We start from the raw sequence: 13,561 nt of genomic DNA, 5'->3' as shown, positions 1-13,561 counted from the left end.
CACACACAGTAACCACCCAGCGGCGAAAACAAACCACCACTGTACCCGTGTCGATCTGCGATGATGTGACTGGAGTTACAGTTACATTCTGGGACAGTTACCTCAGGCGGTGGTAGCGATGAAGCTGTTTCGTGCAGTGGTCCTGATGACACTGTCTACCTGCGCAGCCGCGTATGTCTGCGCCCATCCCCCACGTGTGTCCGCCCAGCCCCTGGGGACCGAATCCATTCTCCCGTCCCCCATTCTGGACGACGACTTCTTCGCGTGGCCGCCGAACGTCTCGGAGTTCGGTGCCGGCGAGATCATCCGCGCACGGGAAGTGACGCTCCGGGCGTTCCCGAACATGCTGGTACCGCACCGGGCCCACCAGATCATGGTGCGTTCCAACGATTCCAAGGACCGCCCCGTGCCGGTGACCGCGACGGTCCTGGTGCCGACCGCGGCGTGGACGGCGCCGGGACCGCGACCGGTGGTCGACTACAACATGCCCATCGACTCCCTGGGCGCCCGGTGCACCCCGTCCTACAAGATGGTGCACGACTGGCAGACCCTGGACCTGGACATCCCACCGGTGCTGTCGTTGTTCCTCGCGAAGAACTACGCGGTGCTCGTGCCCGACCACCAGGGACCGCGGATGGCGTACAGCGCGGGACGAATGGCGGGACATGCCGTGCTCGACAGCATCCGCGGCATGAAGCGGCTGCCCGGTCTCGGGCTCTCGGACAGTCCGGTCGTCGCGACCGGTTACAGCGGCGGTGCCATCGCCACCGGCTGGGCAGCGCAACTGCAACCGTCGTACGCGCCGGACGTCGAACTCGCCGGCGCCGCCGCGGGCGGGATACCCGCCGATTTCGGTTTGCTGCGCAGGACGATGAACGGCCGGCTCGGTTCGGGCCTGTACCTGTCCGCCGTTCTCGGGCTCGCCCGCGAGTATCCGGAAATGCTGACATTGGCGAATCCGCTCGGTGTGCTGCTGGCGACGTCCCCGCTGAAGGACCAGTGCATCCTGGCGCTCGCACCGGCCGGGATCACCTTGCTTCCCGCCGAACTGCTCGCGGCCCTACCCGACCCGTTCGGCAGTCCCACGGCCCGAACGGTGGTCGCCGAAAACAGGATGGGCGCGCTCACCCCGGCCACGCCGGTGCTGCTGTACCACGGGTCGTCGCGGGTGTTCCTCGGCGACGAGTGGATTCCGGAGGAAGGGGTGATCGCTCTGCAGCAGGAGTGGTGCGGCAGTGGCGGCGACGTCGCCTACGCCCCGCAGTTCGGCGAGCACCTCACCGCGGCCGTGTTCGCGTTGCCCGAGGTGGTGCGCTGGATCGACGAGCGACTGGCCGGGGTGCCGGCACCTGCGGGGTGCCGCTGACGGTTATCCGTGCACGTGCGGCAGCAGCAGATCGGCCTGACCGACCTGGACGACCCGCGCCTCGTCGAGCCACTTTGCGGTCTGCTCCCGCGCCCGCGTGATCAGCTCGTCGGCGTCGCCGAAGTCGGCGGGACTCGTGTCCAGCGGGCACAGCGGGGGCACCACCCGGATGTCGGCGGCGCTCTCGTACCGCTCGATGTCGAGGGCGAGCCGCTGATTGATCGCGAGGGTCACACCGAGCAGCCCCATACCCAGGGCACTTCCGGGGACCTTCGACAGCGTGCACGCATATCCGGTGGGGAGCACCCACACGGTCGTGGCCCCCAGTTCGATCGCGTGGGAGATCGGCGTGTTGTTGACGACCCCACCGTCCATCAGCGCGCGGCCGTCGATCACCACGGGTGGGAGAATGCCGGGCAGCGCCGCGCTGGCGGTGACGGCGTCGACGGCCGGCCCCGTCGACAACCGGACGTCCTTGCCGGTCAGCACGTCGGCGGCGATGACGTGCAACGGGATCGGCGCGTCCTCCATCCGCTCGAACCGCAGATTCTTCTCCAGCAGCCTCCGGATGGCGCGGTTGGACACCAGATGGTTCCGGAGACCGACGAAACCGGTGAATCCGGTGAGCAACCCGGTGGGAAACACCGCACTGCGGGTGAGACCGCGCCACAGGTCGGCGAGTTCGCGCAGGTCTGCGTCGGAGGAGCCGCCGGCGAGCCAGGCGCCGTTGAGCGCGCCGACGGACGTGCCGACGATGAGGTCCGGCCGAATTCCCCTGCCGATGAGGGTCTGCAACATGCCGACCTCGATGGCCCCGAGGCTCGCCCCGCCCGACAGAACGAACGCTGTTGTCATGCCGCCACCGTAACGGGTCAGCCCCGCCGGTACAGGCTCGCGATGTCGTCGGCGAAGCGCTCGGTCACCACGGGACGCTTGATCTTCAGGGTGGCGGTCAGTTCCCCGTCGGCCTCCGAGAGGTCGCGGCCGAGGACGACGAACCGTTTGATCGACTCCGTGTGCGACACGGTGGTGTTCGCGTCGTCCACCGCGTCCTGCAGATCCCCGCGCAGCTCCTCGTCGTCGCGCAGGTCCGCCACCGTGGCGTCGGACGGCTTGCCGTGCGCGGACTTCCACTTGTCGAATTCCTGCGGATCGACGGTCAGCAGGGCACCGACGAACGGGCGACCGTCCCCCACCACCACGGCCTGCGAGACGAGGGTGTGCGAGCGCAGCCGGTCTTCGAGGGGTCCCGGCGACACATTCTTGCCGCCGGCGGTGACCAGCAGATCCTTCTTGCGGCCGGTGATGGTGAGGTAGCCCTGGTCGTCCAGGTCGCCGAGGTCGCCGGTGCGGAACCAGCCGTCGTCCAGCACTTCCCGGGTGGCGTGTTCGTTGCGCCAGTAGCCGCCGAACACGACGCCGCCGCGCAGTTCGATCTCACCGTCCTCGGCGATGCGCACACTGTTGCCGCCCAGGGGCTGACCGACCGTCCCGATCTTCTGGACACCGGGGACGTTCACGCAGTGCGCGGCAGTCGATTCGGTGAGACCGTAACCCTCGTAGACCGGAACTCCCATGCCGCGGAAGAAATGACCGAGCCTCGGCATGAGCGCGCCGCCACCCGAGATCGCCCACCAGCAGTCGCCGCCCAGGGCGGCACGGAGTTTCGCGTAGACGAGCTTGTCGGCGAGCGCACGCTCGAACCGGAGGCGCAACGACGGACCACCCGCGTCCTGGGCCTCGCTGTACGCCACCGCCGTGGCCTCGGCGAAGTCGAAGATCCGCTTCTGCAGGCCGCCCGCCGACGCCGCCTTGCGCGCCGCACCGTCCCGCACCTTCTCGAACACGCGGGGAACACCGAGAATGGTGTTGGGCCGGAACCGTTCGAATTCGCCCGTGACCGTGCCGAAGTCGGACCAGTGCGCCTGCGTCGCACCGGCCTCGAACATCGCCAGCGACACCGCGCGCGCCAGCACGTGTGCCAGCGGAAGGAACGTCAGGACGCGGTTTCCCGGCCGGGCGACGTCACCGATCGGTGCCGCGAGCAACGCCCGCACCTCCGACAGGAAGTTCCGGTGAGTGAGGATGCAGCCCTTGGGACGGCCCGTGGTCCCGGACGTGTACACGAGCGAGGCGAGATCGCTGGCGGTCAGCGCCACCACGCGTTTGAACACCTCGGAATCGTCGATCGACAACCCGTCCCTGATGAGCGTGCCCACCGCGTCCTCGTCGATGGTGAGGATGCGCTTCAGCGTGTAAGGGATGCCGTCGCCCTCGAAACTCGACGCGTGCGCCGGCGTCTCCACGAGCGCGGCGACGGCCCCCGAATCCTCGATGATCCACCGGATCTGGTCGTGCGAGGAAGAGTCGTAGATCGGAACGGACGCGGCGCCCGCCGCCCAGATCGCGTAGTCGAGCAGCGACCATTCGAATCTCGTCGACGACAGCAGTGCCACGCGGTCGCCGGGCTGGACACCGTTGGCGATCAAACCCTTCGCGACCCCGATGACGAGCGCGCCGAAGTCCTTGGCCGTCACGTCTACCCATCCGCCGGACTCCGGGCGCGTGTACATCACCCGATCCGGGTGGCTCTCGGCGTGCGCGAACACCCTCAGCACGGCGTTCTCGTGGTCGGAGACGGTGAACGTCGGGGCGCTGGTGTACTCACGCACGGGTGTCGTCTCCGATGTTGTCGTGGTCTGTGTCGCCGCCCTGGCGGAATTTCCGGAGGTGCCGGGCGAACGCGGCGATTTCGCCGTCCGACCACGAGGCCACCCGGTCCCGTACTTCCTCCACGCGGCGTGCGTCGGCGCCGGCCAACACCGCGACACCGCCGTCGGTGAGGCTCAGCGGGTGACCGCTGCGGAGCGGTCCTGGCTCGGCATGCACCCATCCCTCGTCGATGCAGCCCCGGAGTTGACGCGACACCGTGGAGCGGTGCACGCCGAATGCGTCCGAGATCTGGGTGGCCCGGCATCCCGGATTGCGGGCGACGAAGGAGAGCAGCGAATGTTGAGCGAACGTCGGGGATCCGACGGGAGGGCGGTCACCGGCAACCAGTTGACGGACGAGGCGGACGAGTTCGTCATGGACGGCCACCACGCCCGATGCGGGCGTTTCCTCCGGCTCGACCTCGTTGTGTTGCACACCGCAACTGTATCCGACCACTCTGGCCTCGACCACCCGCACCTCGATTCCCGTTGTCCTTTGCTCGACTCACGTTCTGCCCATACTGCTATCGATGCTTCGGAAATTCAGTCGGGTGGAAACGTCACACGGTCACAATTGGAGAACGCTTTCCGTCCACCGCTACCGGCCGGACAACGAGCGCCGCCAGAAATCCGTTGCGGCCGCGGGCCCGTCGATGCACTCTGTCCGCATGCTGATCAGACGCGAGAATCCGGGCGACCTCGACGCGGTGGCGGAGGTCCACCGGCAGGCGTTCGACGGCGACGCTCCCCTCGAGGTCGGCCTCGTGACCCGGCTGCGCTCGAGCGACGCATGGATTCCGCAGCTGTCCCTCGTCGCCGAACTGGCGGGGTCCGTCGCCGGTCACGTGTGCCTGACCCGCGCGACAGTCGACTCCACGGACGTACTCGCGCTCGGCCCGATCGGCGTGCTCCCCGGCCTCCAGCGCGACGGCGTGGGCTCGGCACTGATGCACGCCGCGCTCGGCGGCGCCGACGCCGGAGACGAACCCCTGGTGGCACTACTCGGCCACCTCGACTACTACCCGCGATTCGGCTTCGTCTCCGGAACGTCGGTCGGGATCGAGCCGGACCAGCCCTCGTGGTCGTCCCACTTCCAGGTTCGCCGGCTCGCACGCTGGGATCCGAGCATCACCGGCACGTTCAGGTACGCCGCGCCCTTCTACGACCTGTGAGGTCGTATCCGCTGGTAGTTTGAGGTGGCACGTGTCACGGGGGTGAGCGGGAACCGAGGTAGGAAACGATGGAGCACGCGGCCGAGGGCGCCGGAACAGCCGGGCCTGTGGATGCGTCCGTCACGACGACCATCGTCCGCCGGGTCCTCCCCGGCTGCGACGAGGAGTTCGCCGATTGGATCCAGACCGGACTCGGGCTCGCCCGGCTGTTTCCCGGATTCCTCGGCGGAGGATGGCTCAAGGAGAGCAGCACCTCAGATGTCTGCGTGATCGTGCTGAAGTTCGAAACTCAAGCCGCGCTGGACAACTGGTTGACGTCGTCGCTGCGGAACGGGTGGCTGAGGACCGGCGGGAACATCGCGGTCGAGGAACCGGACGAGCCGGCGTCGGACGTGGAGAGCCTGTTCGAACGCCCTCGCCGCCGGACCGCCGCCGGCCACGATCAGGCGGACTCCCCGGGGATCTGCGCACCGGACGGCATCCCCTCCCCCAAATAGGTCTGATAGAACGGCCGCCAGTCCGCGGACGCATCTCCACGGTGACCGGGCGCGTCGGAGCCGTCGAGGTGCCGGTCGAGGTCGGCAAGGCAGACACTCCACCCGGCCGCGTTCCTGGCCGCCGTGTTGCGGACCTCGAGGACGTTGACGAGCGTCAGGGCGCACCCGTCCGCAGTCGGCTCGACCTCGAAGTGGATCTCGTCCCCGCCCCACGTGAACGCCAGGGTGTACGGGGCGCCGTAGACGAGGACCGTCCCCGTCTCCGGGTCGCTGTGCGGTTCCGGGAAGAACTCGATGTCGCCACCGGCGTAGGGGTCGATGCGGACCCGCGATGGAAACCAGCGCGCGAGCTCGTCCGGCTCCGACACCGCCTCCCACAGCCTCTGGACGGCGAACGGGTACGTGCAGCGGAACCGCACGGCGGGACGACCCTTGAACTCGAAATACCTTCCGTGGATCACCGGCCCACTCCCTCGCTGTCGTACCTGACGACAGCTTGACACGGGAGACCGACGTCCACACCGAAGTTGGCCGACAATTCCGGCCACCCTCCTCCCTTCCTGTCGGACAACTCCCCTACGGTGACGGAGTGACGTCGCCTTGGTCGGAGGGACAGGTCGCATCGGTCGCCCCCGATGCCGGCTCGCTCGCTGCCGCCGGAAAGCTGTCGGCCGCGTGGTCTGAGACGGGCAGCAACGGCGGCGCGCTCTGGGGACTGTGCCAGGGCAGCGGCAAGACCCCGTATCGATCGGTCGTCGACCTCTTCGGGCCGGCGTACAACTGCTCGTGTCCGAGCCGGAAATTTCCCTGCAAACACACGCTCGGGTTGTTGCTGATCTGGTCGCAGGGCCGGGTCCCGGAGCAGTCCGAACCGCCCCCGTTTGCGGCGGAATGGCTGAGCCGCAGGGCCGGGCGGGCAGCCGTGCCGGCGGCTGCGACCACCAAGACGGCCGGTGCGAAGGCCACCGAACGCCGGGCCGAGCGGGTGACGGCGGGCCTCGACGAACTCGACCTGTGGCTCACCGACCAGATCCGCGGCGGGCTCGGCGCAGCCGACATCTCGGCGTCCGCGTTCGACGCGATCGCGGCCCGGATGGTCGACGCGCAGGCGCCCGGCGTCGCGTCCGCGCTGCGTCGCCTGCCGATCGTCGTGGCCACCCGAGCAGACTGGCCGGACCGCTTGCTCCGCGAGTACGCCAGGCTGCACCTTCTCGTCGTCGCCCATCGCCGTCTGAGCGAACTACCGGAACCCCTGCAGGCCTCGGTGCGCTCACACGTGGGATACCCGGTGGCCACCGACAGCGTGCGCAGCGAGCCGGGAGTCCGCGACCGGTGGATGGTCCTGGGAATGCAGACCACCGAGGAGAAGCGCCTCTTCACCCGCAAGGTGTGGTTGATCGGCCGCGACCACGGTCGCCGCGCGATCCTCCTGGACTTCGCGCACGGCTCCGCGAACTTCTCGACAGTGGTCCCGCCGCTGGGATCGCTCGTCGACGCCACCCTGCACTTCTACCCCGGCGCCGCGACGCTGCGCGCCCAGTTCGGCGACGCCCACGAGACCCCCGAACCGTTCACCACGGTCGCACCGAGCGACATCGACACCGCTCTCGACCACTTCGCCGCCGCGGTCGGAGCCGACCCGTGGGTCCGCTCGTGGCCGGCTCTGCTCACCGGCGTCACCCCGGCGTTCGACGACGGGCACTGGTTCGTCGTCGACGCGCAGGGGCGCGCGTTGCCGCTCTCCGGCGAAGACCCCGTGCTGTGGCGGCTCCTCGGACTGTCCGGCGGCCGTCCCGTCACCGTGTTCGGTGAGTGGACCAGCGAAGCGCTGGTTCCCGTGTCGGTGTTCGATCGCGGCGACGTGTACCCGCTCGGGGCCGGCACACCCACGGCCGCGGTGGCGGGGAGTCGGCGATGAGCGAACTCCTGTCCGCCGCCCTTCTCGGCACGGCACGGACCGCCCCGTCGTTCGAGGATCTGGCCACCGGCGAACTGGCACAGACGGTCAACGGCGATCCGGCGGAGACACTGCTGGGCGCCGCCGCCCTCGAGAACGCGTACCGCGACGGCGGAGTCGCCGCCACCGCGCGCGTGCTGCCCGCGCCTGCCGAGGACGATCCGAGACTGCAGTTGCCGCCCGCGTCCGCGTCGCATCTGATGCAGTTGCTCGCGGCCAAGTCGTGGACTCTCACCGAGTGGTTCGCGGTCGTGGCCGAGCGGGATTACCGCGCGCCGGATCATCTCGTCGCCGACCTGATGGCCGTGGCCCGCACCAACGACACCCACCGCGAGAGCATTCTCCGACTGGTGGGTCCCCGCGGCCAATGGCTCGCCGCGCAGAACCAGGACTGGTCGATGCTGGTCCGCCGGTCCGATCGCACCGACGTGTGGACGCACGGCGCACACCAGGAACGACTGCAATGGCTCACGACCATGCGGGCGGTGAACCCGGCGGTCGCGATGGCCGAATTGAGCCGCACCTGGGATTCCGAACGGGGCGAGCACCGGGCGGCGTTCATCGCCGTTCTCGGAACGGGGCTGAGTGACGCCGACTCCGCCTTGCTCGAGCACGCACTCGACGACCGGCGGAAAGAGGTGCGCCAGCAGGCGGTCCAGTTGCTGCGGCAGCTGCCGAACTCCGCATACGCCGAGCGGATGGCGGCTCGCGCCCGGGCATGGGTGCGGGTGGAGAAGAAGCCGCTGCGCACCCGTCTCGTGGTGAACATGCCCGGTTCGCTTGATGATTCGGCCCGTCGTGACGGCATCGAGGACGTCCACTTCAAGAACAAGGGAATCCGCAGCTGGTGGTTGCGGATGGTGGTCACCGCCGCGCCCTTGTCGGTGTGGGAAGACATGATCGGCTCCGCCTCCACCGCGTTGGAGATCCGGATCGAAGACCAGTGGCGGGAGGTGATGACGGAGGCGTGGACCACCGCGACCGTGCTGCAACGCAATCCGCGCTGGGCGTCGGCTCTGCTGCACCGCGAAGGGCGGAAGACCGAACGCCGCGTCGTGCCGATCGTCCCCGCCCGCGAACGCCTCGCATACATCCTGTCGGGTCGCGCCGACTCCTACCTGCTGGGCGTCGACGGCGCCGCGCTGTTCGACGGTCTGCCCCACCCCTGGCCGCTCGACCTGGCCGAGCGGGTGATCACTCGCCTCGAAAACGTCGCCGGACGGCACGCCGAGACCGGCAAGGACCTCGGGCAATTCTCCCGGCACAGCCACTACTCGACCCTCCGCAGCGCCGAGACGCACTTCCCGTTCGCTGCGGCGCCGCTTCTCCGAGCAGCCGCCGAACGCACCCGGGATCCCGGCTGGCACCAGGCATTCGCCACTGTCGCCACCAACATCGACCACCGCAGAACAGTCCTGAAGGAGCTCGAGTGACCGAGATCGCGGCCGCCCAGGCCGACCTGCTACGCCCCCACGCCGAGCAGGCCTACGCCGACGAACTCGCCGCCCTCGCCGCGCACGACACCCGGCCCCGGCCACCGTCGTGGAAATTGTCTCCGTGGGCGGTCGTCACGTACCTGCTCGGCGGCGAACTCGACGACGGCACTGTCATCACCCCCAAATACGTCGGTCCCCGCCGGCTCATCGAAGTGGCCGTCGCGACGCTCGCGACCGATCGCGCGTTGCTTCTGCTCGGCGTCCCCGGAACCGCCAAGACGTGGGTGTCCGAACACCTGTCGGCGGCGGTCTCCGGCGAGTCGACCCTGCTCGTCCAGGGAACGTCGGGGACACCGGAGGAGGCCATCCGGTACGGCTGGAACTACGCCCGGCTTCTCGCCGAGGGCCCGACAGCGGGCGCACTCGTCCCGTCCCCCGTCATGACGGCCATGCAGGGCGGGCGGATCGCACGGGTCGAGGAACTCACCCGCATTCCCGCCGATGTGCAGGACGCACTCATCACCGTGCTGTCGGAGAAGACGCTGCCCATCCCCGAACTGGGCACCGAGGTGCAGGCCGCCAAGGGTTTCAACCTGATCGCCACCGCGAACGACCGCGACCGCGGGGTCAACGAACTGTCCTCCGCGCTGCGCAGGCGGTTCAACACGGTGGTACTGCCCCTGCCCGCCAACGAGGAGGACGAGGTCGCCATCGTCGCGCGGCGCGTCGAGCAACTCGGGTCCTCGCTGGAACTGCCGAAGGTCCCGGCGACCGTCGACGAGATCCGGCGTGTGGTCACCGTGTTCCGCGAACTCCGGTCGGGCGTCACCGGCGACGGCCGCACCACACTGAAGTCGCCGTCCGGAACGCTGTCGACGGCGGAGGCGATCTCGGTCGTCACCAACGGACTCGCCCTCGCCGCGCACTTCGGCGACGGGGTGCTCCGTCCGTCCGACGTCGCCGCCGGCATCCTCGGGTCGGTGCTGAAGGACCCGGTGGCCGACAAGGTGGTGTGGACCGAATACCTCGAGGCCGTGGTCCGTGAACGGGAGGACTGGGCCGACTTCTACCGGGCGTGCCGCGAGGTCACCGGGTGAACTCCGACGTCCGTGTCTTCGGCATCCGCCACCACGGGCCCGGTTCGGCACGATCGGTGCGTCGCGCCCTCGACGAATTCGTCCCCGACGCCGTCCTCATCGAAGGGCCCGCGGACGCCGATCCACTGGTCGCGTTGACCGTCTCCGACACCATGGAACCTCCGGTAGCCCTGCTCGCGTATGCCACCGGGGAGCCCAGGACGGCGGCATTCTGGCCGTTCGCCGTGTTCTCCCCGGAGTGGCAGGCGCTGTCGTGGGCGGCCGGACGCGGCGTCGACGTCCGCTTCTGCGACCTTCCCGCCGCCAACACCCTCGCCGCCGACGACTCCGAGCCCCGCTCCGAGGATCCGCTGACCCAGTTGGCCGCCGCGGCGGGCTACGACGACACCGAACGCTGGTGGGACGCCGTCATCGAATCAGGTTCGGGTCCCGACTCGTTCGACGCGATCACCGAGGCCATGACCGCCCTGCGGGACACCGTCGAACTCGACGAATCCACCAGCAGGCGCGAGGCGTACATGCGCCAGACGCTGCGGAAGGTGATCAAGGGCGGCGCGCAACGGATCGCGGTGGTGTGCGGCGCCTGGCACGCCCCGGCACTCGCCGGTCCTCTCGGACCGGCCACCTCGGACGCGCGAATCCTCAAGGGAATCCCCAAGATCAAGACCTCGCTCACGTGGGTGCCGTGGACACACTCACGACTGTCCGCGGCGTCGGGGTACGGCGCCGGGATCACCTCCCCCGGCTGGTATCACCACCTGTTCACCGCACCGGACCGGACGATCACCCGATGGCTCACGAAGGTCGCGCGGGTGCTGCGGGACGAGGACCTTCCCGTATCGAGTGCGCATGTCATCGAATCCGTCCGTCTCGCAGACACGTTGGCAGCGATGCGTGCGCGGCCGCTGGCCGGTCTCTCCGAGGTCACCGAGGCCACCCGCGCCGTGATGTGCGACGGCGACGACGTGCTGCTCGACCTGATCACGCGGCGACTCGTCGTCGGCGAGGCACTCGGCGCCGTCCCGGACGACACCCCGACAGTTCCCCTCGACGCCGACCTGAGGGCGCGGGCGAAAACTCTGCGGCTCGAGCAGCAGGCCACCGAGAAGACCATCGACCTCGACCTGCGCCGAGACAACGACGTCGCGCGGTCCCGGCTCCTGCATCGCCTGCAGATCCTCGGTGTCGGCTGGGGCACGCCGGCCGACAGCGACGTCCGCGGCACCGGCACGTTCCGCGAGACGTGGTCCCTCACCTGGAAACCCGAACTGGCGGTGTCGATCATCGAGGCGTCGCTGTGGGGCACCACCGTCGAGGCCGCGGCGACAGCGAAGGTGCGCGAGGAGGCGTCGTCCGGTGACGTCTCCCTCGCCCAGCTCACCGGGCTGCTGGAGCAGGCCTTGCTGTCGGATCTCGGGGATGCACTCGCCGAGTTGCTGCGCGCGCTGGAGACCGCGGCCACGCTCGACCACGACGTGATGCACCTGATGGATGCCCTGCCCGCGCTCACCCGCACGCTGCGATACGGCGACGTCCGCGGCACCGACGTCTCGTCCCTCACTCGCGTCACCGACAGCCTGCTCGTCCGCATCTGCGCGGGACTGCCCTCCGCGCTGTCGGGTCTGGACGACGACAGCGCACTCGACCTGCGCCGCGCCGTCGACGGCGTCCACGCGGCGGTGATGCTGCGCGACGACGATCGTGCGTCGGCGCGGTGGCTCGGCACGCTCGCCGGCCTCGTCGACCGCAGCGACGTGAACGGTCTCGTGATCGGACGCATGGTCAGATTGCTCCGCGACGCAGGCACCGTCAGCGAAACCGAGTCCGCCACCCGACTGTCGCGGGCGCTGTCCGTCGGCGCCGATCCCTCCGCCAAGGCGGGGTGGGTCGACGGCTTCCTCGGCGGCGGAGGGCTGCTGCTGGTCCACGACCGGCAGCTGCTGCGACTGCTCGACGGCTGGGTGTCGGGACTGCGCGAGCAGGACTTCGTCGACGTGCTCCCATTGCTGCGGCGCACGTTCGGCGGGTTCGAAACCGGGGAACGCCGGGCGATCGGGCAGTCCGTGGAGGGCGGGTCCGCGGAAGATGCCCGCGCCGAGGTCGACGCTCGTCGGGGCACGATCGCGATCCGGACCGTCGCGGACATTCTGGGGGTGAGGTCGTGACAGAGGACGCGGAGCGGCTCCGACGGTGGCGGCTGCTGCTCGGCAACGCCGCCGAGGAGTCCACCGGCGGTCTCGCGTCCAAGACGGACGCGGCGATGGACGGCGCTCTGGCCGCCCTGTACGACGCCAGCAGTGAAGGGTCGAAGAGCCGCCGTCGCGGCGCGGGTCTCGGCGGATCGGCGCCGAAGGTCGCGCGCTGGCTCGGCGACATCCGCACCTACTTCCCGAGCACCGTCGTGCAGGTGATGCAGAAGGACGCCATCGACCGGCTCGGCCTCACCCAGCTGCTCCTCGAACCCGAACTGCTCGACGCCGTCGAACCGGACGTCCACCTCGTCGGCATGCTCCTGAGCCTGAACCGGGTGATGCCCGAGACCAGCAAAGCCACCGCCCGGATGGTCGTCGAGAAAGTGGTCCGGGAGGTGGAGGAACGGATCGCGCAGAAGACCAGGACCGCCGTCACCGGTGCCCTGAACCGGTCGGCCCGCATCACCAACCCCAAGTACCGCGACATCGACTGGAACCGCACCATCCGCGCCAACCTCGCGCACTACCTGCCCGAGTACAAGACGGTGGTGCCGGAGCGACTGCTCGGATACGGCCGCCGATCGCAGGCCGTGCACCGCGACGTCGTCCTCGCCATCGACCAGTCCGGGTCGATGGCGTCGAGCGTCGTGTATGCGTCCGTGTTCGGCGCGGTGCTCGCCTCGATGCGCGCGCTGAAGACGTCGCTGGTCGTGTTCGACACTGCGGTCGTCGACCTCACCGACAAGCTGTCCGATCCGGTCGACGTGCTGTTCGGCACGCAACTCGGCGGCGGCACCGACATCAACCGGGCCATCGCCTACAGCCAGTCACTGATCGACAGGCCGACGGAATCGCTGTTCGTGCTGATCTCGGACCTGTACGAGGGCGGGATCCGCGCGGAGATGCTGCGGCGGATGGCGGCGATGAAGAACGCGGGCGTCCAGGTGGTTGTTCTGCTGGCACTGTCCGACGACGGCGCCCCGTCGTTCGATCACGACAACGCAGCGGCCCTGGGTGGGCTCGGCATTCCCGCGTTCGCCTGCACTCCGGACAAGTTCCCGGAACTGCTGGCGCTCGCACTGGAACGCGGCGACATCGGCAGGTGGGCGGCCAGTCTCCAGACGGAGTAACCG

Annotated in this window: 12 protein-coding genes; 8 read left to right on the top strand and 4 right to left on the bottom strand. The window is 69.3% G+C overall.

The features are described from left to right. Positions 1 to 145: 145 nt before the first annotated feature. Complete coding sequence (locus AZG88_RS38830) at positions 146 to 1,366, top strand: lipase family protein (RefSeq protein WP_442971767.1); 1,221 nt, start codon at positions 146 to 148, stop codon at positions 1,364 to 1,366. 3 nt (positions 1,367 to 1,369) lie between these two features. On the opposite strand, the gene AZG88_RS38825 is transcribed toward AZG88_RS38830, so the two are convergent. The 3 genes from AZG88_RS38825 to AZG88_RS38815 are packed head-to-tail and all read right to left on the bottom strand — an operon-like array spanning position 1,370 to position 4,555. Beyond that, complete coding sequence (locus AZG88_RS38825; RefSeq protein WP_061044575.1) at positions 1,370 to 2,221, bottom strand: patatin-like phospholipase family protein; 852 nt, start codon at positions 2,219 to 2,221, stop codon at positions 1,370 to 1,372. Between the two features lie 17 nt (positions 2,222 to 2,238). Then, a complete protein-coding gene (locus tag AZG88_RS38820) occupies positions 2,239 to 4,038 on the bottom strand; it encodes an AMP-dependent synthetase/ligase (RefSeq protein ID WP_061044576.1) in 1,800 nt (599 codons plus the stop codon). Continuing rightward, positions 4,031 to 4,555: a MarR family winged helix-turn-helix transcriptional regulator gene (locus AZG88_RS38815; protein ID WP_005252246.1), complete on the bottom strand. Its 525-nt coding sequence runs from the start codon at positions 4,553 to 4,555 to the stop codon at positions 4,031 to 4,033. Before AZG88_RS38815 ends, AZG88_RS38820 begins: the two co-directional genes overlap by 8 nt. A gap of 190 nt (positions 4,556 to 4,745) precedes the next feature. Here AZG88_RS38815 and AZG88_RS38810 point away from each other — a divergent pair, with 190 nt between their 5' ends. Continuing rightward, the gene (locus AZG88_RS38810) at positions 4,746 to 5,249 is read left to right on the top strand and encodes a GNAT family N-acetyltransferase (RefSeq protein ID WP_025433105.1); all 504 of its coding nucleotides are present in this window, start codon (positions 4,746 to 4,748) and stop codon (positions 5,247 to 5,249) included. Positions 5,250 to 5,317: 68 nt separating this feature from the next. Next, the gene (locus AZG88_RS38805; protein WP_005258109.1) at positions 5,318 to 5,746 is read left to right on the top strand and encodes an antibiotic biosynthesis monooxygenase; all 429 of its coding nucleotides are present in this window, start codon (positions 5,318 to 5,320) and stop codon (positions 5,744 to 5,746) included. Here the strand turns inward: AZG88_RS38805 and AZG88_RS38800 are convergent. Then, positions 5,692 to 6,207, bottom strand: a complete 516-nt coding sequence (locus tag AZG88_RS38800; RefSeq protein ID WP_061700677.1) for an SRPBCC family protein — start codon at positions 6,205 to 6,207, stop codon at positions 5,692 to 5,694. The two genes, AZG88_RS38805 and AZG88_RS38800, sit on opposite strands and share 55 nt — an antisense overlap. A gap of 128 nt (positions 6,208 to 6,335) precedes the next feature. On the opposite strand from AZG88_RS38800, the gene AZG88_RS38795 reads away from it, so the two are divergent. Genes AZG88_RS38795 through AZG88_RS38775 form a run of 5 tightly spaced genes read left to right on the top strand, consistent with a single transcriptional unit; the run spans position 6,336 to position 13,558 of the window. Further along, on the top strand, positions 6,336 to 7,664 hold the full coding sequence (locus AZG88_RS38795; protein WP_061700676.1) for an SWIM zinc finger family protein: 1,329 nt from the start codon (positions 6,336 to 6,338) through the stop codon (positions 7,662 to 7,664). Then, entirely contained in the window at positions 7,661 to 9,136 is a 1,476-nt protein-coding gene (locus AZG88_RS38790) for a DUF5691 domain-containing protein (RefSeq protein ID WP_061700675.1), read from the top strand. The genes AZG88_RS38795 and AZG88_RS38790 overlap by 4 nt, the downstream gene beginning before the upstream one ends. Then, the gene (locus AZG88_RS38785) at positions 9,133 to 10,236 is read left to right on the top strand and encodes an ATP-binding protein (RefSeq protein WP_061044580.1); all 1,104 of its coding nucleotides are present in this window, start codon (positions 9,133 to 9,135) and stop codon (positions 10,234 to 10,236) included. Before AZG88_RS38790 ends, AZG88_RS38785 begins: the two co-directional genes overlap by 4 nt. Beyond that, on the top strand, positions 10,233 to 12,401 hold the full coding sequence (locus tag AZG88_RS38780; RefSeq protein ID WP_179443235.1) for a DUF5682 family protein: 2,169 nt from the start codon (positions 10,233 to 10,235) through the stop codon (positions 12,399 to 12,401). Before AZG88_RS38785 ends, AZG88_RS38780 begins: the two co-directional genes overlap by 4 nt. Continuing rightward, positions 12,398 to 13,558 (top strand): VWA domain-containing protein, encoded by a 1,161-nt coding sequence (locus tag AZG88_RS38775; RefSeq protein WP_061700673.1) that lies wholly within the window; start codon positions 12,398 to 12,400, stop codon positions 13,556 to 13,558. The genes AZG88_RS38780 and AZG88_RS38775 overlap by 4 nt, the downstream gene beginning before the upstream one ends. Positions 13,559 to 13,561: the final 3 nt, after the last annotated feature.

This window comes from Rhodococcus sp. LB1, assembly GCF_001583455.1.
In the GTDB taxonomy this organism is placed as follows: domain Bacteria; phylum Actinomycetota; class Actinomycetes; order Mycobacteriales; family Mycobacteriaceae; genus Rhodococcus_F; species Rhodococcus_F opacus.
This window is presented reverse-complemented; position numbering and strand designations above follow the sequence as displayed.

Bases quoted from the DNA above. Each gene is read 5' to 3' on its own strand.
- AZG88_RS38805 (WP_005258109.1), top strand. From the start codon at position 5,318: ATGGAGCACGCGGCCGAGGGCGCCGGAACAGCCGGGCCTGTGGATGCG.
- AZG88_RS38825 (WP_061044575.1), bottom strand. From the start codon at position 2,221: ATGACAACAGCGTTCGTTCTGTCGGGCGGGGCGAGCCTCGGGGCCATC.
- AZG88_RS38830 (WP_442971767.1), top strand. From the start codon at position 146: ATGACACTGTCTACCTGCGCAGCCGCGTATGTCTGCGCCCATCCCCCA.
- AZG88_RS38790 (WP_061700675.1), top strand. From the start codon at position 7,661: ATGAGCGAACTCCTGTCCGCCGCCCTTCTCGGCACGGCACGGACCGCC.
- AZG88_RS38810 (WP_025433105.1), top strand. From the start codon at position 4,746: ATGCTGATCAGACGCGAGAATCCGGGCGACCTCGACGCGGTGGCGGAG.